At 64.0% G+C, this 18,937-nt stretch carries 19 protein-coding genes; 10 read left to right on the top strand and 9 right to left on the bottom strand.

The features are described from left to right. Window position 1: 1 nt before the first annotated feature. The gene (locus ASU23_RS03440) at window positions 2-796 is read right to left on the bottom strand and encodes an FAD:protein FMN transferase (protein WP_003943281.1); all 795 of its coding nucleotides are present in this window, start codon (window positions 794-796) and stop codon (window positions 2-4) included. Continuing rightward, window positions 793-1,038, bottom strand: a complete 246-nt coding sequence (locus tag ASU23_RS03435) for a hypothetical protein (RefSeq protein WP_153211881.1) — start codon at window positions 1,036-1,038, stop codon at window positions 793-795. Before ASU23_RS03435 ends, ASU23_RS03440 begins: the two co-directional genes overlap by 4 nt. A 205-nt stretch (window positions 1,039-1,243) precedes the next feature. On the opposite strand from ASU23_RS03435, the gene ASU23_RS03430 reads away from it, so the two are divergent. Further along, on the top strand, window positions 1,244-2,344 hold the full coding sequence (locus ASU23_RS03430; protein ID WP_003943296.1) for a bifunctional lysozyme/C40 family peptidase: 1,101 nt from the start codon (window positions 1,244-1,246) through the stop codon (window positions 2,342-2,344). 88 nt (window positions 2,345-2,432) lie between these two features. Here the strand turns inward: ASU23_RS03430 and greA are convergent, their stop codons facing one another. Continuing rightward, a complete protein-coding gene (gene greA / locus ASU23_RS03425) occupies window positions 2,433-2,927 on the bottom strand; it encodes a transcription elongation factor GreA (protein ID WP_007726385.1) in 495 nt (164 codons plus the stop codon). A gap of 227 nt (window positions 2,928-3,154) precedes the next feature. Beyond that, window positions 3,155-3,580: a DUF4307 domain-containing protein gene (locus ASU23_RS03420; protein ID WP_007726384.1), complete on the bottom strand. Its 426-nt coding sequence runs from the start codon at window positions 3,578-3,580 to the stop codon at window positions 3,155-3,157. A gap of 303 nt (window positions 3,581-3,883) precedes the next feature. Between ASU23_RS03420 and mca the strand changes: the two genes are divergently transcribed. From mca to ASU23_RS03405, 3 genes are read left to right on the top strand one after another with little or no spacing between them, the layout of a single operon-like run. Beyond that, entirely contained in the window at window positions 3,884-4,762 is an 879-nt protein-coding gene (mca, locus tag ASU23_RS03415; protein WP_007726383.1) for a mycothiol conjugate amidase Mca, read from the top strand. Beyond that, the gene (locus ASU23_RS03410; protein ID WP_007726381.1) at window positions 4,759-5,073 is read left to right on the top strand and encodes a hypothetical protein; all 315 of its coding nucleotides are present in this window, start codon (window positions 4,759-4,761) and stop codon (window positions 5,071-5,073) included. The genes mca and ASU23_RS03410 overlap by 4 nt, the downstream gene beginning before the upstream one ends. 19 nt (window positions 5,074-5,092) lie before the next feature. Continuing rightward, on the top strand, window positions 5,093-7,120 hold the full coding sequence (locus ASU23_RS03405; protein WP_058037249.1) for a thioredoxin domain-containing protein: 2,028 nt from the start codon (window positions 5,093-5,095) through the stop codon (window positions 7,118-7,120). On the opposite strand, the gene ASU23_RS03400 is transcribed toward ASU23_RS03405, so the two are convergent. After that, window positions 7,087-7,755 (bottom strand): hemolysin III family protein, encoded by a 669-nt coding sequence (locus ASU23_RS03400; RefSeq protein ID WP_058037248.1) that lies wholly within the window; start codon window positions 7,753-7,755, stop codon window positions 7,087-7,089. The two genes, ASU23_RS03405 and ASU23_RS03400, sit on opposite strands and share 34 nt — an antisense overlap. A 172-nt stretch (window positions 7,756-7,927) precedes the next feature. On the opposite strand from ASU23_RS03400, the gene ASU23_RS03395 reads away from it, so the two are divergent. Further along, entirely contained in the window at window positions 7,928-8,695 is a 768-nt protein-coding gene (locus ASU23_RS03395; RefSeq protein ID WP_003945211.1) for an isoprenyl transferase, read from the top strand. Between the two features lie 6 nt (window positions 8,696-8,701). Here ASU23_RS03395 and coaA read toward each other — a convergent pair whose 3' ends face one another. Then, entirely contained in the window at window positions 8,702-9,634 is a 933-nt protein-coding gene (coaA, locus tag ASU23_RS03390) for a type I pantothenate kinase (protein WP_003945270.1), read from the bottom strand. Between the two features lie 172 nt (window positions 9,635-9,806). On the opposite strand from coaA, the gene ASU23_RS03385 reads away from it, so the two are divergent. The 5 genes from ASU23_RS03385 to ASU23_RS03365 all read left to right on the top strand — a co-directional run bounded on the left by ASU23_RS03385 (window position 9,807) and on the right by ASU23_RS03365 (window position 16,359). Beyond that, window positions 9,807-11,003 carry a hypothetical protein gene (locus ASU23_RS03385; RefSeq protein WP_058037247.1) on the top strand — a complete coding sequence of 399 codons (1,197 nt, stop codon included), beginning with the start codon at window positions 9,807-9,809 and terminating at the stop codon, window positions 11,001-11,003. A gap of 76 nt (window positions 11,004-11,079) precedes the next feature. After that, window positions 11,080-12,387, top strand: a complete 1,308-nt coding sequence (gene glyA / locus ASU23_RS03380) for a serine hydroxymethyltransferase (protein WP_058037246.1) — start codon at window positions 11,080-11,082, stop codon at window positions 12,385-12,387. 152 nt (window positions 12,388-12,539) lie between these two features. Next, window positions 12,540-13,973, top strand: a complete 1,434-nt coding sequence (locus tag ASU23_RS03375) for an amidase (protein ID WP_019744590.1) — start codon at window positions 12,540-12,542, stop codon at window positions 13,971-13,973. Between the two features lie 26 nt (window positions 13,974-13,999). Next, window positions 14,000-14,716 (top strand): LuxR family transcriptional regulator, encoded by a 717-nt coding sequence (locus tag ASU23_RS03370; RefSeq protein WP_007726367.1) that lies wholly within the window; start codon window positions 14,000-14,002, stop codon window positions 14,714-14,716. A 275-nt stretch (window positions 14,717-14,991) separates the two neighbouring features. Further along, on the top strand, window positions 14,992-16,359 hold the full coding sequence (locus ASU23_RS03365; protein ID WP_058037245.1) for a PhoH family protein: 1,368 nt from the start codon (window positions 14,992-14,994) through the stop codon (window positions 16,357-16,359). A 60-nt stretch (window positions 16,360-16,419) separates the two neighbouring features. Here the strand turns inward: ASU23_RS03365 and ASU23_RS03360 are convergent, their stop codons facing one another. The 3 genes from ASU23_RS03360 to ASU23_RS03350 are packed head-to-tail and all read right to left on the bottom strand — an operon-like array spanning window position 16,420 to window position 18,911. Beyond that, entirely contained in the window at window positions 16,420-16,824 is a 405-nt protein-coding gene (locus ASU23_RS03360) for a carboxymuconolactone decarboxylase family protein (protein WP_003945227.1), read from the bottom strand. Between the two features lie 30 nt (window positions 16,825-16,854). Then, window positions 16,855-17,280 carry a limonene-1,2-epoxide hydrolase family protein gene (locus ASU23_RS03355; RefSeq protein WP_007726363.1) on the bottom strand — a complete coding sequence of 142 codons (426 nt, stop codon included), beginning with the start codon at window positions 17,278-17,280 and terminating at the stop codon, window positions 16,855-16,857. A 17-nt stretch (window positions 17,281-17,297) separates the two neighbouring features. Then, on the bottom strand, window positions 17,298-18,911 hold the full coding sequence (locus ASU23_RS03350) for a serine hydrolase (protein ID WP_047270320.1): 1,614 nt from the start codon (window positions 18,909-18,911) through the stop codon (window positions 17,298-17,300). Between the last annotated feature and the right edge of the window lie 26 nt (window positions 18,912-18,937).

Here is an 18,937-nt window from a genome sequence, read left to right as displayed (position 1 = left end):
GTTACTCGTCAGGCCAGCCGCCCAGAACCGTCACGCGGTACTCCTGGTCGACCAGCCTGGCGGGTACGTCGAGTTGATGTAGCCAGTCGATGGCCGAACCGCCCATGCCGACCGCAACCCGACTGAATGCGGCGGCCTGGGCGCAGGAGGATGCAATCACCGACACCGTGCGCCACATCGGCGTCGCCGTCGATTCGCGGTGCAGTGGCTTGACGGTGCTGGCCGTGGCGATCCCGCAGTCGGACGGAAGTGCTACCTGGCAGGTCGGGTCGCCGGGCAGGTCTTGCACCTGAATCTGCCAGCCGTCTTCCGGCGCCGGGCCGGCAACCGCGATGTCCCCGCCGAGGCCGACCAGCACGCCACACCCGAGAAGAGTCGCAGTGGACGCGGCACAGTGGTCCGCTGAACTGGCGCGGGCCGTCGCGGACAGATCGAGAACGACGTCGTCCGGGCTGTACACGCGGTTGTTCTCGACGCGAATCTTCCACCAGGAGTGAGGGTCTGCCGACCCGGCCGTCGGCGTGAGTTTGCCGTCGGTCAGTCGTGCGACAGCCAACGCGTCTTCGAGGAAGTGCGCGAACATCGGGGTCACGGCGACGCCGTCGACGTTGCTCGCGGCGCTGACATAGGTACGAATCTCGGAGTCGGCACGATCTCGATTGGTGGCGGCGTCGGCAGCGGTGAGGTACCCGCGAACCAGGCTGGCCGCGGAGGGAAGGACTTCAGGGTCGGTGACGACGACCCGGGCCTGAACCCCCCACGTGAGCCACTCGGAGGCCGAGCGCGGAGTACTCACGAACCGTTGGAGACGGCGTCCGGGGTTCCGAATCCGGCGACCACGACGGGCCGCTTCGCTACGGGATTCTTGGTGTGAGAAGCCGACGTGTCCGGTGCGAGTGCCGTGGCAGTGGGAGAAGAAACGAGTGAAAGTCCGCCGCTTGCGAGTGCTCCCGCCACAGCCGTGGCTGCGAGGGCGAGGCGAACGGGTCGATACACCGTAGTGCGTCCCCGGGCGGGTCGTGGCCGATCGTCGCTCATGGACTCAGCTTGCACGCCGAACCTGAGAAAAGCCTTGGCGTCTGTAGTCATTTGCGTAACGCCCGCCGAGATAAATGAGACATTGGTTACAGGAGTCGCGAGACTGAGCCGTGTCGAATGCATGTTCGAAAGAGTAGATGTTCGCACCGACAAGTTTCGGGTACGACCACGTACGTGGATTTTCAGAGGTTTATCGGAGGTTCGGATGGCAGTCGGTGTCCTGGCGATCGCTGTGTCGATCGGCACCGCACTGGGCGTGATGAGTGGAACTCTCGGAGCGCCCGCACAAGTCGAGAAGAACGAGTCTTCGAATGCTGCAGTCTCACTTGCAGCCTGGAACGGACCGGCACGAACTCAGGACACACCTGAGGGAATCGTGCCTTCCGTACCCTCCAACTTTCCGGGAGCGACATTGGCGCCCGTGGGAGCGGTGGCAGTGTTCGCGCCGTGGATCAAAAAGGCCGGTGCTCTGTGCTCGGAGATCACGCCCGCGGTGATCGCCTCGCTGTACTCGGTCGAGAACGGATTCAAGTACGGACCCGATACCGACATCTCACCGGAAGGTGGGCGCGGGCCTGGCCGCTTCACCACCGCAGCGTGGACGGCATACGGCAAGGACGGTGACGGCGACGGAAAGATGGACATCCTGGGCGTTGCCGATCCGGTGATGACAACCGGATACCGGTTGTGCGATCTCGTGAAGCAAGCGCAGTCCTGGCAGAAGTCCGGTGAGGTCGAGGGCGATACCGTCGACCTCGCGCTCGCTGCCTACGACGTCGGGCCGGACGCAGTTCGCGAAGCGGGCGGCGTTCCGGCAGACAAGTCGGGCGAGGTTCCTGCGGAGCAGGCGGTCGCCGCTCCGTTCGTCGCCCAGATCAAATCGTTGCAGGACTCGTTCGCCCTGATGCTTGCGCCCTTCGACTACAACAACCTCGCCGCAGCGGTGGGCGGCGTCGTCGAGGCCGGTCTGAAGTTTCTCGGATTGCCGTACGTGTGGGGTGGCGGAAACATCAACGGGCCGTCGATGGGCGGGTTCGACTGCTCGGGGCTGACGTCGTACGCGATCCACGCGGCCACCGGGGTGACTCTGCCCCGGACCTCGGAGACGCAGTGGGGTGTCGGCGTCGAGATCCCGCTGGATCAGGCGCAGCCCGGTGACCTGTTGTTCGGCAACTGGCAGGCAGGCGGCCCCGGCCACGTGGCGATCTACGTCGGCAACGGTCAGATGCTTCACGCACCCACGTTCGGCGACGTGGTGAAGGTCGGCCCGATCTTCGCCGGCATGAAGGCTCGCCGCGTGGTGTGAGTGGGCAGGAAACGGCGAGCGTCGACAGAGCAAGAAGCGCCACCCGACCGAGTCGGGTGGCGCTTCTTTTCAGAGCTGGTACAGCCGATCAGCTGTGGTAAGGCTCCGCGCTCAGCAGCGTGACCTTCATGGTGCTGCCGTTGGGCAGGTTGTACTCACGCGTGTCGCCGACCTTGGCTTCGAGCAGCGCGCCGCCCAGCGGTGAGTTCGGCGAGTAGACCTCGAGCTTGGCGTCACGTGCGCCTTCTTCGCGGGTAGCGATCAGGAACGTCTCGGTGTCACTCTCGTCGCCGTCGTAGTAGACCTTGACTACGGATCCGGGCAGTGCGACACCGGACTGAGTGGGGGCCTCGCCGACCTTTGCGCTGTTCAGCAGCTCCTGGAGCTGGCGAATGCGGGCTTCCTGCTGACCCTGCTCTTCGCGGGCAGCGTGGTAGCCGCCGTTCTCCTTCAGGTCGCCCTCTTCGCGACGCTCGTTGATCTCGGCGGCGATGACCGGGCGATTGGCAATGAGCTGGTCGAGTTCGTTCTTGAGCCTGTCATGTGATTCCTGGGTAAGCCAGGTCACCTGGGTCTCGGTCATCTCGATCACTCCCTAGTAGTCGGAGCCGGGGGCTCCCTCGACGATCGCTGCAACAGCAGCGAACAACGACACAGAAGCACCACCAGGGATGCAACCTTGCCGTCAAACCTTGCGTCAATGCAGCAATACACGGTTCCACCCGGAACCGTGTATCGGGCAATTCTATCACGCATGACTACCCGCCCTGTCCGGCGTCAAACGTCCGGCAGGGTGGGTGCGTTCCGAGGTCAGCTCTTGGTCAGGTACTCCGGAACGTCGAAGCTGCAGCCGTAGACGTCGGCCATGCCTGGCGGCTGGGACGTCTTGACCTCGGTGTTGAACTCGAGGGTCTGATGTTCCGACGACGGGACGTAGACCTCACGTCGACCGGTTTCGGAGCCGTCCTTCGAGCGTGCGCGCACGATGCACATCGCTTCACGCGACGAGTCGTCGCGTGTGACGGTGAAACGGATCTTCACCGTGGAGTCGTTGGCGATGTCGAACGAGATGGTCTCGGTCTCGATTTCCTTGACCGCAAATTTTCCGTACGCGTAGTACGCGATTCCGCCGCCTACGACGATGACGAGAGCGGTCAGAGCCCACACCATCCACTTGCGGGGACTGCCCGTGCGAGTTGTGCTCGGGTACCGATCTTGGGGAAGCGGTTTGCTCATCACTCTGCTCTCGAAGACTCGAGTTCGCGTGTCGTGCAGCAACTGACTGTGTCCCGCCGGATTACCGAAGGGGTCACGGCTGCGCCAGGAACTCTCGGGTGGAACTATAGAGGACGTATCCCGTCGCGCCGTCGGTAGGTTTGTCGGCAGTCGGTACGTTTGACGGCAACGGCCCGGAGTAATCCGAGCGGTGCACAGCGTGTGATTCGAAGACTGCCGGTGACGGCTACAGGTGAACTGCCGGTGACGGCTACAGGTGAACTGCCGGCAACGGCTACAGGTGAAGTTGAGGTGAACGAACACGTGAGCGGATTCCGGCTCATGGCCGTCCATGCCCATCCCGACGACGAGTCGAGCAAGGGTGCGGCCACCACCGCCCGTTATGCAGCCGAAGGCCACGAAGTGATGGTCCTGACGCTCACCGGGGGTGAGCGTGGCGACATTCTCAACCCGGCCATGGACGTTCCCGGTGTCCGCGATCGAATCAGCGAAGTTCGCCAGGAGGAGATGGCCGAGGCCGCTCGCATCCTGGGCGTGAAGCAGCGCTGGCTCGGTTTCGTCGATTCCGGGCTTCCCGAGGGCGACCCTCTTCCGCCGCTGCCCGAAGGGTGCTTCGCCCTCGTTCCGCTCGAAGAGTCGACGCGCGCTCTGGTCAAGGTGATTCGCGAGTTCCGTCCCCACGTCGTCACGACGTACGACGAGAACGGCGGATACCCGCACCCGGATCACATCCGGTGCCACGAGGTGACGATGGCAGCCTACGAAGCCGCCGCCGATCCCGAGTACTTCCCCGAGGACGGTCAGCCGTGGGAAATCAAGAAGGTCTACTACTCGCACGGATTCATCCGTAAGCGCCTCGAACTCTTCCAGGAGGAGTACGAGCGTCGCGGAGAGCCGTTCCCGATGGCGGACTGGCTCAAGAAGTGGAAGACCGAACGCGGCGACATGATGGTCCGGGTGACCACTCAGGTCACGTGCGGCGACTACTTTCCCCAGCGTGACGATGCTCTGCGCGCACACGCGACGCAGATCGATCCCAACGGTTCGTTCTTCGCTGTGCCGCTCGACATTCAGCAGAAGATCTGGCCCACCGAGGAATTCGAGCTCGCCAAGACGCGGGTCACCACGTCCATTCCGGAAACCGACCTGTTCGCAGGTCTCGAAGAGGACGCTCAGAAGTGAATGCTCTGTCCGCCGAGGTAGTTCTCGGCACCACACAATTTCTTGCTCAGACCCCGAGTAACCCATCCGGCCCGGAGTTCGGAAAGTCGTCTCCGGTCGGCCTGCTGGTGATTCTTGCGCTGCTCATCGGTGTGATCCTCCTGGTTCGGTCGATGAACCGCCAGCTCAAGAAGCTGCCGGAGACGTTCGAACCGGATCATCCCGAACTCGATCAGCAGGCAGACGAAGGCACCGACCGGGGAGCTATCACTGCTCCGAGCCCGGCGGAACCCAACGTCTCTACCGAGAAGAAGCCCAAGCAAGAATCCTGAGACGAACGAGGTAGCGGCGATGGACCCACGGATGCGGAACAACCTGGGTGGGTCCTCGAGCCCTTACCTGCGTCAGCACGCCGACAATCCGGTCCACTGGCAACAGTGGGGCGAAGAAGCGATGGAGTGGGCGCGCGAGCGCAACGTGCCGATCCTCCTCTCGATCGGATACTCGGCGTGCCACTGGTGCCACGTCATGGCGCACGAGTCGTTCGAGAACGACGAGATCGCGGCCGTCATGAACGCGAACTTCGTCTGTGTGAAGGTGGACCGAGAAGAACGTCCCGACATCGACGCCGTCTACATGAATGCGACGGTTGCGATGACCGGCCAGGGCGGCTGGCCCATGACCTGTTTCCTGACTCCCGACGGTTCACCGTTCTACTGCGGCACGTACTACCCGCCGACGCCTCGCGGCGGAATGCCTTCGTTCACACAGCTTCTCGAAGCGATAGCCGACACCTTCACGAATCGGCGCGACGAGGTCGACAACGCGGCACAGTCGATCGTCACGGAACTTCAGCGCGCGTCGGGCGGGATTCCGTACGGCGGAGCACCCATCGACGCCGAGCTGCTGAACGCGGCGGGTCGGTCGATCCTCGGCGACGAGGACGTCCCGCGCGGGGGATTCGGTGGGGCACCGAAGTTTCCACCGTCGGCACTACTGGAGGGGCTGCTCCGACAGTACGAGCGAACGGGTTCGGGCGAGATCCTCGGCGGCATCGAGCGCACCGCCGAAGCAATGGCACGTGGCGGGATCTACGACCAGTTGGGTGGCGGTTTCTCGCGGTACTCGGTCGATGCCGAGTGGGTGGTTCCGCACTTCGAGAAGATGCTCTACGACAATGCGCTGCTCCTGCGGTTCTACGCGCACTGGGCGCGGCGCACCGGATCGGACCTCGCCACTCGCGTCACCGAGGAGACCGCAAGGTTCCTGCTCTCCGATCTGCTGACCGAGAACGGTTGCTTCGCTTCGGCTCTCGATGCCGACACCGACGGCGTCGAAGGCCTCACGTACGTATGGACGCCGACGCAGCTGGTCGAGGTACTCGGCGCGGAGGACGGGCAGTGGGCCTCGGAGTTGTTCCGGGTCACCGATACCGGAACCTTCGAAGAGGGTGCGTCGGTACTGCAGTTGCTCCGTGACCCCGACGACTGGTCGCGCTGGCAGACGGTCTCCGACGCTCTACGCGCCGTCCGGGCTCAGCGTCCACAGCCCGGCCGCGACGACAAGGTGGTGACGGCCTGGAACGGGTTGACCGTCACGGCCTTGACGGAAGCGGGACTTGCCCTGGACCGACCCGACTGGATCGCGGCGGCGGCCGAGTGCGCTGGCGCTCTTCTCGACCTTCACCTGGTGGACGGTCACTTGCGTCGCGCTTCCCTCGGCGGGGCTGTCGGCGCCCCGACGGGCGTGCTCGAGGATTACGCAATGTTGGCCACCGGCCTCCTGGCTCTATACCAGGCAACGGGATTGGCGCGGTGGCTCGATGCGGCGCAGCAGTTGCTCGACGTCACTGTCGACCACTTCGCTGATCCGGCCGAGCCGGGAAGCTGGTTCGACACGGCCGATTTCGCGGAGTCGCTCGTGACTCGGCCCCGAGACCCGTTGGACGGCGCGACGCCGTCCGGTGCGTCGAGCGTCGCGGAGGCTCTGTTGACCGCAGCGGCGTTGACCGATGCCGAGCGCTCTTCTCGTTACGCCCAGGCCGCGGCGGACGCGCTGGCGAGGGCCACGCTGCCGCTCGAGCGTGCGCCTCGGTCGGCGGGGCACTGGCTCGCGGTGGCGGAAGCGTCGTTGCGTGGTCCGATACAGGTGGCCGTCGTCGGGGAAGGTTCGCTGTTGGCCGATGCCCGCCGGCTTGCGCCGGGTGGTGCAGTGGTTGTCGGGGGTGCCCCGGATTCTTCACCGCTGCTTGCAGATCGACCCCTCGTCGACGGTGGTGAAGCCGCGTACATCTGTCGGGGATTCGTGTGTGATCGGCCGGTGACGACGGTGGTGGAACTGGCGAGTCAGTTGAACACGACGAGCCATACCGCGATGTAGTGGCAGATCGCTGCGACGACCGTCGCGGCGTGGAAGAACTCGTGATGCCCGAACGTCGTGGGCCACGGGTTTGGCCATTTCGTCGCGTACAGAATTGCGCCGACGCTGTAGAAGATTCCGCCGACGAGCAGCAGCACCATAGGCGCCACACCGACCTGGTGCGTCAGTTCACCGACCACGGGAACGATCGCCCAACCGAGGAGCAGGTAGAGCGGGACTCCCACCCATTTCGGGGCGGTGGGCCAGAGCATCTTGAGTGCGACGCCGGCGAGCGCGCCTGCCCACACGATCGCGAGGATGATCTTGCCGGTGTGAGTCGGGAGGCCGAGCATGGCGAACGGTGTGTAGCTGCCGGCGATGAAGAGAAAGATCATCGAATGGTCCGCACGCTTCATCCACGTACGGCCCTTGACCGTCTGCCACTGGATGCGGTGATACGTCGCACTGATGCCGAAGAGGCCGCAGATCGTGACGCTGTAGATCGCGGTTGCCCAAGCCGCTTTGGCGCCGACCTGAGCGCCGGCTACGGAGACGAGAACGATGCCTGCGACGACGGAGACACCGAGCGCCCACAGATGGATCCAACCGCGCATGCGTGGTTTGACCGGAAGCTCTTCGAGCCCGAATGCCGTCATGTGCAACCCCTCTCGTTCCGTACTGTTGCCAACCGCGTAACCTACGGTACCGTAGGTTACGCATCAGTAGCATAACCTACCTGCGGGTTTTCGACGCGTACAAAAAGCGTGACGGCGCTCGCATGTGGCTGTCACTGCCGGGCGTAGTCTTTGACACCATGGTGATGTCACGGTGAATCTGCGCGGACTGCTGTACAGCATCTACGAGCGACGACTCCTCAGTCATCTCGACGGTCTCGCGCACCCACGGCACGTAGCGGTGATGTGTGACGGAAATCGGCGATGGGCTCGCGAGAACGGCTTCACCGATGTCAGTCACGGGCACCGCATGGGCGCGCTCAAAATTGCCGAATTGCTCGAGTGGTGCGACGCCGCCGGAATCGAGATGGCAACCATCTACCTGCTCTCGACCGAGAACCTGCGCCGCGAGCCGGAAGAGCTCGACACCCTCCTCGAAATCATCACCGACGTCGTCGAAGAGATCTCCGGGCCCGGCAAGAACTGGAGTGTGCAGATCGTCGGGGCTCTCGATCTTCTGCCTCCCGAGCAGTCCAGGCGCTTGCGGGAAGCGGCGGCGGGGACGAGCGGCCGAACCGGGACACATGTCAACGTCGCGATCGGATACGGCGGGCGTCAGGAGATCGCCGACGCCGTCCAATCGCTCCTGCGCGACAAGATCGGTGCGGGTCTGAGCGGCGACGAACTGATCCAGGCCGTCACGGTCGACGGCATCGACGGGCATCTGTACACGTCGGGACAGCCCGATCCGGATCTGGTGATCCGCACCTCCGGCGAGCAGCGGCTCTCCGGATTCCTGTTGTGGCAGAGCGCCTATTCGGAGATCTGGTTCACCGAGGCGTACTGGCCCGAATTCCGTCGAGTCGACTTTCTTCGAGCCTTGCGCGATTACGCGGCGCGCCACCGCCGGTTCGGCGCCTGAGCCGTCTCAGAGCTTGCGCAGTCGCAGCCGGTTGATCGTGTGATCGGCGTCCTTGCGCAGCACCAGGGTTGCGCGGGGGCGGGTGGGGAGAATGTTCTCCACCAGGTTCGGGTGGTTGATCGAGTTCCAGATCTCCTTCGCCGCGATGGTCGCGTCACGGTCGGAGAGGCCGGAGTAGTGGTGAAAGTGAGCGTTCGGATCGGCGAACGACGTGTTGCGTAGCGCGAGGAACCGCTGGATGTACCAGGCTTCGATGTCCTCGATGCGGGCGTCGACGTAGATCGAGAAGTCGAACAGATCGGAGACCATCAGACGCGGGCCGGTCTGCAGGACGTTGAGGCCCTCGATGATGAGGATGTCGGGCTGGCGGATCAGGTGGTACTGGCCCGGGATGATGTCGTACGACGTGTGCGAATAGACCGGCGCCGCTACCTCTTCCGCCCCGGACTTGACTTCGGTGACGAAGCGCAACAGCTTGCGGCGATCGTAGCTTTCGGGAAAACCCTTGCGGTGCATGATGCCCCGACGCTGGAGTTCCCTGGTCGGATAGAGGAATCCGTCCGTGGTGACGAGGTCGACGCGCGGATGGTGATCCCAGCGGGCCAGGAGAGCTTGCAGCACACGAGCAGTCGTGGATTTTCCGACCGCGACCGAACCGGCGACACCGATGACGAAGGGCACCTGACGATCGGGATGCTTCTCGCCGAGGAAGGTCGCGGTGGCCGCGAACAGTCGTTGGCGTGCCGCCACCTGCAGGTGGATCAGACGTGCGAGGGGGAGATAAACCTCGGCAACTTCTTCGAGATCGATCTGCTCGCCGAGACCACGCAGGCCGTACAACTCGTCCTCGGTCAACACCAGTGGCGTCGACTTACGCAGTGTCCGCCACTGCTTGCGGTCGAACTCGACGTAGGGACTCGATTCGTTGGTGCGCGCCATCAGCCCAGCTCACCGGCACGTAGTGAACCCGGGGCCCGGCGGACGAAACAGCTATGCGAGCAAGCCAGGCGCGTGTGCGCACGATCCGAGTGCATAGTCGGATTGTGCTCGGTGCCACGTCCGGGACTTTCGCCGGGTGGCATTCCGGAGCGAGCGACTAGGCTCGGTGGTTATGGATCCAGACACACTTGTTCGCCAATACCTGCTGCTCGGACTGGGTTTCGACCGTCTCGAAGACGGGTTCGTCGACGCGTTCACCGGTGACCCGGTGCTGCGTAAGCAGATCGAGAGCGCCCCGAAGCCCGATCCGCGTGAACTTGCCCGCACGGCACGTGAATTGCGGGGCGAGTTGGCCGGAAGTGGTCTGAATGCCGAACGCTCCCACTTCGTCGACGTACACCTTCGCGCTCTGGAATGCTCCGGGCGCAAGTTCGCGGGTGAGGACATCGGCTTCGTGGACGAGGTCGAGGCGTACTTCGACGTCCGAATCGAGAAGGGAAACGAGGACGCCTACCGCGACGCTCACCGGTTGATGGGTGAAGTTCTGCCCGGTCCGGGACCGTTGGCCGAGCGGGTGCAGGCCCATCGCAAGGCCGACGAGATCCCCGCGGCGAAACTGAACGAATGCGTCGAGGCAATGTCGAGTGCGCTGCGCGATCTGGTCCGCGGCACGTTCGGGCTTCCCGCGTCGGAAACCGTCGAATACGAAGTGGTGGGGGACAAGCCGTGGTCCGGCTTCAACTACTACCTCGGTGACTACCGCTCCAAGGTTGCGATCAATTCGGATCTGCCGCAGTTCATGGCCAACCTGCCGCGGCTGATCGCGCACGAGTCCTACCCCGGCCATCACACCGAGCATTGCCGTAAGGAAGCCGGTCTGGTCGGTTCGGGCCAGCTCGAGCAGACACTGTTCCTGGTCAACACGCCGCAGTGCATCATGGCCGAAGGCCTCGCGGATTTGGCGCTGGAAGCGATTGTCGGCCCGGACTGGGGTTTGTGGGCGCAGGACATCTACGCCGATCTCGGCTTGTCTTTCGACGGGGAAAAGGCGCAACGGCTCTCCGCCGCGTCGGGGCAACTGCTGAGTGTCCGGCAGGATGCGGCGCTGATGTTGCACGACGAGGGGCGCAGCCTCGACGACGTGGCGCTGTTCCTCGAACGGTGGTCGCTGTCGACGCCGGAACGCGCTCGCCAGTCGCTCAAGTTCCTGTCTTCGCCGCTGTGGCGGGCATACACCAGCACGTATGTCGAGGGATACCGCCTGCTCGGGGGCTGGCTGGACGAGGTGCCGGTGGGCGCGGAGCGCACCGAACGCTTCCGCAGGCTGCTCGACGAGCCGCTGGTCCCCAGCTCTCTGCGTGCTGCCTAGTGCCGGGTGGAGACGGCGGGAGCGAACTTCGTAGACTGGACGCATTCGTTTCCGCATCCAGCTTGGAGATTCCTCGATGACCGCTGTGCCCGGCTCCGACGTCAACTCTGCATCACTCGCCGAACTCGACCCCGAAGTCGCCGAGGCGATGGCTGGTGAATTGGCTCGTCAGCGCGACACGCTCGAGATGATCGCGTCGGAGAACTTCGTTCCCCGCTCGGTTCTGCAGGCTCAGGGCAGCGTCCTGACCAACAAGTACGCCGAGGGCTACCCGGGACGTCGTTACTACGGCGGTTGCGAGCACGTCGACGTCATCGAGGATCTGGCGCGCAACCGTGCGAAGGAACTCTTCGGTGCAGAGTTCGCGAACGTTCAGCCGCACTCGGGCGCACAGGCCAACGCTGCTGTTCTGATGGCACTGATGAACCCGGGTGAGAAGCTGCTCGGCCTCGACCTTGCACACGGCGGTCACCTCACGCACGGCATGAAGCTCAACTTCTCCGGCAAGTTGTACGACGTCGCGTCCTACGGCGTCAGCAAGGAAGATCACCGCATCGACATGGACGAGGTGCGCTCGATCGCCCTCGCCGAGAAGCCGAAGGTCATCGTTGCCGGTTGGTCCGCATACCCGCGTCAGCAGGACTTCGCGGCGTTCCGTGCGATCGCCGACGAGGTCGGCGCGTACCTGTGGGTGGACATGGCTCACTTCGCCGGACTGGTTGCCGCAGGCCTGCACCCGTCGCCCGTCCCGTACGCAGACGTCGTCTCCTCGACCGTCCACAAGACCCTCGGTGGTCCGCGTTCGGGCCTGATCCTGGCGAAGAAAGAGTGGGCCAAGAAGCTCAACTCCGCTGTCTTCCCCGGTCAGCAGGGTGGACCGCTCATGCACGCCATCGCGGCCAAGGCAGTCACCTTCAAGATCGCTGCCGGTGAAGAGTTCAAGGATCGTCAGGCACGCACCCTTTCCGGTGCGCGCATCCTTGCCGAGCGTCTGGGCAACAAGGACGTCGCAGACCAGGGCATCAGCGTCCTGACCGGCGGCACTGACGTCCACCTCGTGCTCGTGGACCTGCGTAACTCGCAGCTCGACGGCCAGCAGGGTGAGGACCTTCTGCACGAAATCGGCATCACGGTCAACCGCAACGCTGTTCCGTTCGATCCCCGCCCGCCGATGACCACCTCCGGTCTGCGTATCGGTACCGCAGCGTTGGCCACTCGCGGATTCGGTGATGCCGAGTTCACCGAGGTCGCCGACATCATCGGTACCGCTCTGGCCGGCAACGCGGATCTGCCGGTGCTGCGTGCGCGCGTCGCCAAGCTCGCCCTCGACCTTCCGCTGTACGACGGTCTCGAGAACTGGGGCCTGCTCAGCAAGAACGTCTAGGAATTCCTTCACCGACGGCCCGGTCCCTTTCGAGGGGCCGGGCCGCTGGTTTTTTTCCAGTCGCGGATTGTGGCATCGGTCACATGACCGATGGTGGCCGAGTTCGGTGCTTCCTAGCCTGAGAGCATCACCCCTCCGGCGAAGGAAACCCCATGACCGAACAGAATCTGCATTGGCTCTCCGCTACCGAGATGGCGGCGTCGGTCGCGTCGAACAGTCTCTCGCCCAACGAGATTGCCGAAGCGATGATCCAGCGCGTCGACGCCGTCAATCCGTCGATCAACGCGATAGTGCAGTTCGATCGCGAGCAGGTCACGCGCGACGCGGCCGAACTCTCACGGCAACAGGAATCGGGCGAGAAACTCGGCCCGCTGCACGGCGTTCCATTCACGATCAAAGATCTGACGGCAGTCGACGGGCTGCCGACCACGTTCGGGATGAAGCCGATGGCCGACAACATCGCGACGGGAAATGCCGTCGTCGTGGACAGGCTGCGCGGCGCCGGCGGACTGTTCCTGGGAAAGACGAACACTCCCGAAAGCGGTTACTACGGTGGCACGGACAACCACCTGTACGGGCCGACGCACAACCCGTGGAAGCTCGGCAACAGCGCGGGCGGGTCCAGTGGCGGTGCTTCGGCTGCTGTGGCTGCAGGCCTCGGGCCACTTGCCGAGGGCAGTGACGGCGCCGGATCGGTGCGTATCCCGTCGGCGCTCTGCGGGGTCGTCGGGCTCAAACCGACCACCGGCGTGATTCCTCAGACCATCCTGGCCGGGCGCTTCTACAACTGGGCGTACCACGGTCCGATCACCAGGACCGTCGCCGACAACGCGCTGATGCTCGACATCATGGCCGGGCCGGACAATGCGGATCCGCTCTCGATCGAGCGTGCGGAGACCTCGTACGTCGAAGCGGCGAAGGGTGACGTGAAGGGGCTTCGCGTCGCGTGGTCGACGAATCTCGGCCTCGGCCATGTTGATCCGGAGGTGCTGGCGGTGTGCCTCGACGCGCTGGCGGCATTCGAGGAATTGGGTGCCCAGATCACCGAGGCCACCCCGCAGTGGGGAAATCCGTCGGAGTCGATGTGGAACGGCATCTGGGTTCCCGGTTTCGCTTCCGAATACGACTTGCTCGACTGGGAGAACCAGCGCGGCGAGGTCGACGACAACCTGATCGAGATCATGCACGAGGCCGAGCGGCTCACCGGTGTCGACGTCGGGCGGGCCGACGCATTCCGCGGCGTCATGTGGGACACGTGGACCACGTTCATGAACGACTACGACGTGTTGGTCTCGCCGACCTTGGCTTCGGCCACGTTCCCGCTCAGTCAGTTCGCGCCGTCATGGCTCGAAGGTGCGTCGTTGCGTGAGCAGTTGCTCGATTGGCTCTTCACCTACCCGTACAACATGCTCAACAACCCCGCGATCACCGTGCCCGCCGGATTCACCGCCGACGGTCGACCGGTGGGGCTGCAGATCGCCGCACGCCACCGCCAGGACGCACTGGTTCTGCGGACTGCCGCGAACTTCGAAGCGGTGCGTCCGTGGGCGGACAGGAAGCCGGCCGATTCACTGGTGGTGGCCTAGCTCACACGATTGGCTAGATTGGTGTGATGACGTCTGTACTGCCTGATCGCGGTGCTGGACCTGACATGTTCGCGCCGCGATCGCCGGCGGCCGGGGCGTACGGCATTCTCGGCCTGTGCGCCGAAGAACTTCGCGCACGTGGACTCGCGTACTCGGCTGCGGCGGTCACGTACCGAGACCCGTCGAGCGGACGGCATCGGGCTCTGGCGAGTTCCGGATACGACGCCAGGGTGCTCGAGTTCCTGCTCGACGACTTCGTCGCCGATCGCAATCTCTTCGGCATCATTCGCGAGGCTTCGGGCGTGCCCGTGTTCTGGCAGGACGTGCCACGATTCGAGCAGGTCGAGATGGTCACCGATGTTCTGCGGCCGTCCGGGTACGCCGAGGGTGCCTCGGTCGCATTGGGGTTCTCCGGCCGTGAGGTGACCGGATTGCTGCACATGAGCTTCGCGGATTCCGGCGTCGTCGATCGCGTACGGGAGGTGGTGGCGGCGTCCAGCGCAGCCTGCTCGCGCGTCGTGGGGGACCAGGTGGCGCTCGATCGTGTCCATCTGAGCCCACGGGAGATCCAAGTACTGCAATTGGTGGCCAGGGGCGCGGGCAATGTCGAGATCGCCGAGGAGTTGTTCGTCAGCCGTCGAACCGTCGCCACCCACCTCGAGAACATCTTCGTCAAGACCGGAACCAATTCGCGGGTTCAGGCAGCGGTGCGCGCCGCGAAGTGGGGTCTGATCGAGTCCTGAGTGACGCTGAATCACACGAGTGGCATTTTGTTACCTGGCGTTCACCAGATGTGCGGCTCGTTCCGTGGCGCGAGTGTCCGATCCGCAGTACCGTCGGCAGTAACGAGTAACCAGAAGTTACTTGTGCGGGAGGTTCTGATCGTGACTGAAACACTCAGTACGAGAGGGCCGGCGCCCGGCCCTTGTTTCAGCTGACACAGCGTCACCTGACACCAGAGCCGTCCGGCCCAGCGAGCTGAGTTTGCGCGGGTGCCGCGCAGACCTAGGAGCCCAACGTGACTGCATCACGCTCCGTCTCTGCCCACTCGGCCCGGGCTGATCTATCAGCCGGGAATCATTCGGGAGATGCACTTCGCACGTACGTCTTGGATACCTCGGTACTACTGTCCGATCCATGGGCTGTCACTCGATTCGCCGAACACCACGTGGTACTGCCACTCGTCGTGATCAGCGAACTCGAAGGCAAGCGACACCACCACGAACTGGGATGGTTCGCCCGAGAATCGCTCCGCATGCTCGACGATCTCCGGATCGAATACAGCCGCCTCGACCGTCCGGTACCGATCGGCACCGAGAACGGGACACTGCAGGTCGAACTCAATCACACCGACCCTGCGGTCTTACCCGTCGGATTCCGCACGGACAGTAACGATTCGAGAATTCTGGCGTGCGCGCTGAACCTTGCGGCGGAGGGCAAGGACGTAGTCCTCGTCAGTAAGGACATTCCGCTTCGTGTGAAGGCAGGCGCGGTGGGACTACCTGCCGACGAGTACCACGCTCACGACGTCGTGCCATCCGGATGGACGGGCATGACTGAGCTGGACGTCGCCTCAACGGACATCGACGAGCTGTTCAACGAGGGTTACCTGGACCTCGACGAAGCGCGAGATCTGCCGTGTCACACGGGTCTTCGCCTGCTCGGTGGTTCGTCGAGCGCCCTCGGTCGGGTGACTCCCGACAAGCGTATCCAGTTGGTGCGCGGTGAGCGCGAGGCGTTCGGGTTGCACGGCCGCTCCGCCGAGCAGCGCATTGCGCTCGATCTCCTCATGGACGAGAGCATCGGTATCATCTCTCTCGGTGGTAAGGCGGGCACCGGTAAGTCGGCCTTGGCTCTGACGGCAGGTTTGGAAGCCGTTCTCGAGCGCCGCACTCAGCGCAAGGTTGTCGTCTTCCGTCCGTTGTATGCCGTTGGCGGACAAGAACTCGGCTACCTTCCCGGTAGTGAGAGCGAGAAGATGGGCCCGTGGGCTCAGGCCGTTTTCGACACTCTCGACGGGTTGGCCTCGCCAGAGGTTCTCGAGGAGGTTCTCGCCCGCGGAATGCTGGAAGTGTTGCCGCTGACGCACATTCGTGGTCGGTCGCTGCACGATTCGTTCGTGATCGTCGACGAAGCGCAGTCGCTCGAACGAAATGTTCTGCTGACAGTGCTTTCTCGTCTGGGAACCGGCTCGCGAGTGGTCCTCACGCACGATGTCGCGCAGCGTGACAACCTGCGAGTGGGCAGGCACGACGGAGTTGCGGCCGTCATCGAAAAGCTCAAGGGGCACCCGCTTTTTGCGCACATCACACTCACGCGCAGTGAGCGTTCGCCGATCGCCGAGTTGGTGACCGACATGCTCGAGGAGTTCGGCCCCACTTCCTGAGAAGTGATCTCCCCGTGCGGACTTCGGTCTGCACGGGGAGATGCCTGGGTTTGAAGTTGTTCAGTTTTGCAGCGGTCCCAGTTCGTTGTCGAGAACTTCCTGCACGACACGCATCGCCGCCAGCCCCGCCGGCGCGCCGCAATACGCGCTCGCGTGGATCACGGTTTCGACGATCTCGGTGCGCGTCAATCCGTTTCGCAATGCCCCACGTACGTGGCCTTTGAGTTCGTTCTCGGCGCGCAGCGCGATCAGCATCCCCAGATTGATCAGACTGCGACTGCGGCGATCGAGTCCGGGACGCGTCCATACCGAACCCCAGACGTTGGCCGTCACGAAGTTCTGCAGTTCTTCGCTGTCCGTTCCCCGGGTGCGCTCGAAGGCGGCGTCGACGAAATCGGCCCCCATGACTTCGGTGCGCACAGCCAATCCGGCGTCGAAGGAGTCAGGCGTGGTGTTTTCGGACATGGCAGGTTCGCTCGCTTTCGGCAGGTGATTTCAGGCCGGAGCAAGCCTACTTCGTGTCCCGGTCCCGACGACTGCGCGGCCGACCGCGGTTACCACGCCCCACGCGACGTCTCGCAGACTGAAGTAGTCCCGCCAGACGCAGACCTTGCCGTCGCGCAGTTCGAAAGTTCCGCATACCCAGAACTCGATGCGCAACGGTCCGACAGTGAGGATGTCGGTGCGTTCGGTGAGCACCGTGGACTCGTCGCCGACGATGTGGTGCATCTCCGCCTCGAATTTCAGTGAAGGCTTCGTGACCAGACGAAGCGCTCGCACGACGGTCTTCTTGCCTCGCAGGGTGGGGAGCGAGACGTTCTGCCAGACGATGTCGTCTGTCATCAATTCGGCTGCGGCGTCCACGTCGAAATCGGTGAGGGCCGCGAACATTGCGTTCACCGTGGCTGTCGAACTACTCATGGGGTGTCCTTGGCTGATTATTCGGCCGGTGTTGCCCGGATGAAGGTACCGAGATGATCGTGATCGAAGTACTCCAAGGTTAGCGAGTTTCCGTCGAAGGTGGCCTTCGAGACCGTCCCGGCCGGTGCGTTCTCGCCGCTGAGCGGGAACGTGAAGGTGTTTCCGTCCCAGTGGGTCAGAGGGTACGTCGCGGCCGCGGGACCCATGGTCAAGGTCAGCGCACCGTTCTGCTGCGTCACGAGCGCGGGACCCCAGTACGGATTGCCGTAGTCGCCGGTCAATTGGTCTGTCGGTGGCGCGGGAGCGGGGGAGGCCGGCGGCGTCTTCCCGGCAAGTTCGCCCTCAGGGTCGGCTTGTGAGGCAAAGGACGCTTCGTACAGCGGGCGCCACTCGCGGGTGATCTTCCCGAACTGCACCAGATCGGCGAATTCGGCGGTCAAGGTCTCTGCGACGCCGGTGGGCGTGCCGTTGGTCAGAACGACTATGCCGACGTCAGCGGAGGGAATCGTGACGAAATTGGTCCCGGCACCGAGCAGGAAGGCGCCGGAGTGGCTGGCGGTCACACGGCCTGCCGCGCTGTCGGAAACGTTGAACCCGTAGCCGTAGAAGCCGGAACGTTCCCCGATTTCCTGCGCATGGCGCGAGACGATTTCCGGGTTGACTGCTGGCACGAGCGCATCCGTCTGAACGACCTGCTGCCCCTGATACCGGCCGCCCGACAGCACCATGTCCAACCACTTGGCCATGTCGTTCACCGAGGAACTGACTCCACCGGCGGGGGATTGGGCGTCGGCGTCCCGAACCGGCCCTACCTTGTACTTTCCGTCTTCGAGGATGTGGCCGACTGTTCGATTTTCTCGGGCTTGGTAATCGGCGAACCGCGAAGACGTCGAAGTCATACCGAGCGGACCGTAGATCGTGTTCTGCGACAGCGTTTCCCAATCGGTGCCCGCCGCGGCTGCAACGGCCTCCGCGCCGGCAGTGACGCCGAAGTTCGTGTACTCGTATGTGATTCGGAAGGGATTGAGCGGTAGTTGGCGAAGTTTTTCGAGCACCTGGGCCCGGTTGTAGCCCAGGTCCTCCAGCCCGTCGCCGGCGTGGTCCGGTAACCCCGACCGATGCGTGTAGAGATCGGAGATCGTGAGGTGGTCGGTCACCCACGGATCGGCAAGCGCAAACCCCGGCAGTTTCGAGATCACCGGAGTGTCCCAGTCGACGGTCCCGATTCCGACTTCGTGGGCGACCACCGTGGCCCCGACCGATTTCGACACCGATGCCAGTTGGAACACGGTGTCGGCATCGACGGTGGCGCTCTTACCCAACTCGCGAACCCCGAATCCCTTCGCGTACACAGTCTTACCTCCGTGCACCACGGCCACCGCCATGCCGGGAACACCGGAACTTGCCATGAGGTCGTTCGCGAGGCCGTCGAGCTTCCCGACCGCGTCGTCGATTTGCCCGTCCGGGATCGGCACCCCGGCGTCGAGACCCGGGCTGGCGTCGCTGACGACCGGCCCGGGCGCCGAGGTGGTGTCTGAATCGGACGAGCATCCGGCGAGCAGGGCGACCGTGAGTACTACCGGAACCGCCGCTGCCGACAGTCGCGAGCTGTTTCTACTGGTGATGGACACGAGATTCTCCCTAGCAGGGTTGTCGT

The sequence above is a fragment of the Rhodococcus sp. KB6 genome (assembly GCF_001445685.1).
Taxonomy (GTDB): Bacteria; Actinomycetota; Actinomycetes; order Mycobacteriales; family Mycobacteriaceae; genus Rhodococcus_F; species Rhodococcus_F qingshengii.
This window is presented reverse-complemented; position numbering and strand designations above follow the sequence as displayed.

What these genes read in the sequence shown, in the direction of transcription:
- ASU23_RS03420 (WP_007726384.1), bottom strand. Translation starts at nt 3,580, where the DNA reads ATGAGCAAACCGCTTCCCCAAGATCGGTACCCGAGCACAACTCGCACG.
- ASU23_RS03435 (WP_153211881.1), bottom strand. Translation starts at nt 1,038, where the DNA reads ATGAGCGACGATCGGCCACGACCCGCCCGGGGACGCACTACGGTGTAT.
- ASU23_RS03405 (WP_058037249.1), top strand. Translation starts at nt 5,093, where the DNA reads ATGGACCCACGGATGCGGAACAACCTGGGTGGGTCCTCGAGCCCTTAC.
- greA (WP_007726385.1), bottom strand. Translation starts at nt 2,927, where the DNA reads ATGACCGAGACCCAGGTGACCTGGCTTACCCAGGAATCACATGACAGG.
- ASU23_RS03400 (WP_058037248.1), bottom strand. Translation starts at nt 7,755, where the DNA reads ATGACGGCATTCGGGCTCGAAGAGCTTCCGGTCAAACCACGCATGCGC.
- glyA (WP_058037246.1), top strand. Translation starts at nt 11,080, where the DNA reads ATGACCGCTGTGCCCGGCTCCGACGTCAACTCTGCATCACTCGCCGAA.
- ASU23_RS03375 (WP_019744590.1), top strand. Translation starts at nt 12,540, where the DNA reads ATGACCGAACAGAATCTGCATTGGCTCTCCGCTACCGAGATGGCGGCG.
- ASU23_RS03430 (WP_003943296.1), top strand. Translation starts at nt 1,244, where the DNA reads ATGGCAGTCGGTGTCCTGGCGATCGCTGTGTCGATCGGCACCGCACTG.
- ASU23_RS03360 (WP_003945227.1), bottom strand. Translation starts at nt 16,824, where the DNA reads ATGTCCGAAAACACCACGCCTGACTCCTTCGACGCCGGATTGGCTGTG.
- ASU23_RS03355 (WP_007726363.1), bottom strand. Translation starts at nt 17,280, where the DNA reads ATGAGTAGTTCGACAGCCACGGTGAACGCAATGTTCGCGGCCCTCACC.
- ASU23_RS03385 (WP_058037247.1), top strand. Translation starts at nt 9,807, where the DNA reads ATGGATCCAGACACACTTGTTCGCCAATACCTGCTGCTCGGACTGGGT.
- coaA (WP_003945270.1), bottom strand. Translation starts at nt 9,634, where the DNA reads ATGGCGCGCACCAACGAATCGAGTCCCTACGTCGAGTTCGACCGCAAG.
- ASU23_RS03370 (WP_007726367.1), top strand. Translation starts at nt 14,000, where the DNA reads ATGACGTCTGTACTGCCTGATCGCGGTGCTGGACCTGACATGTTCGCG.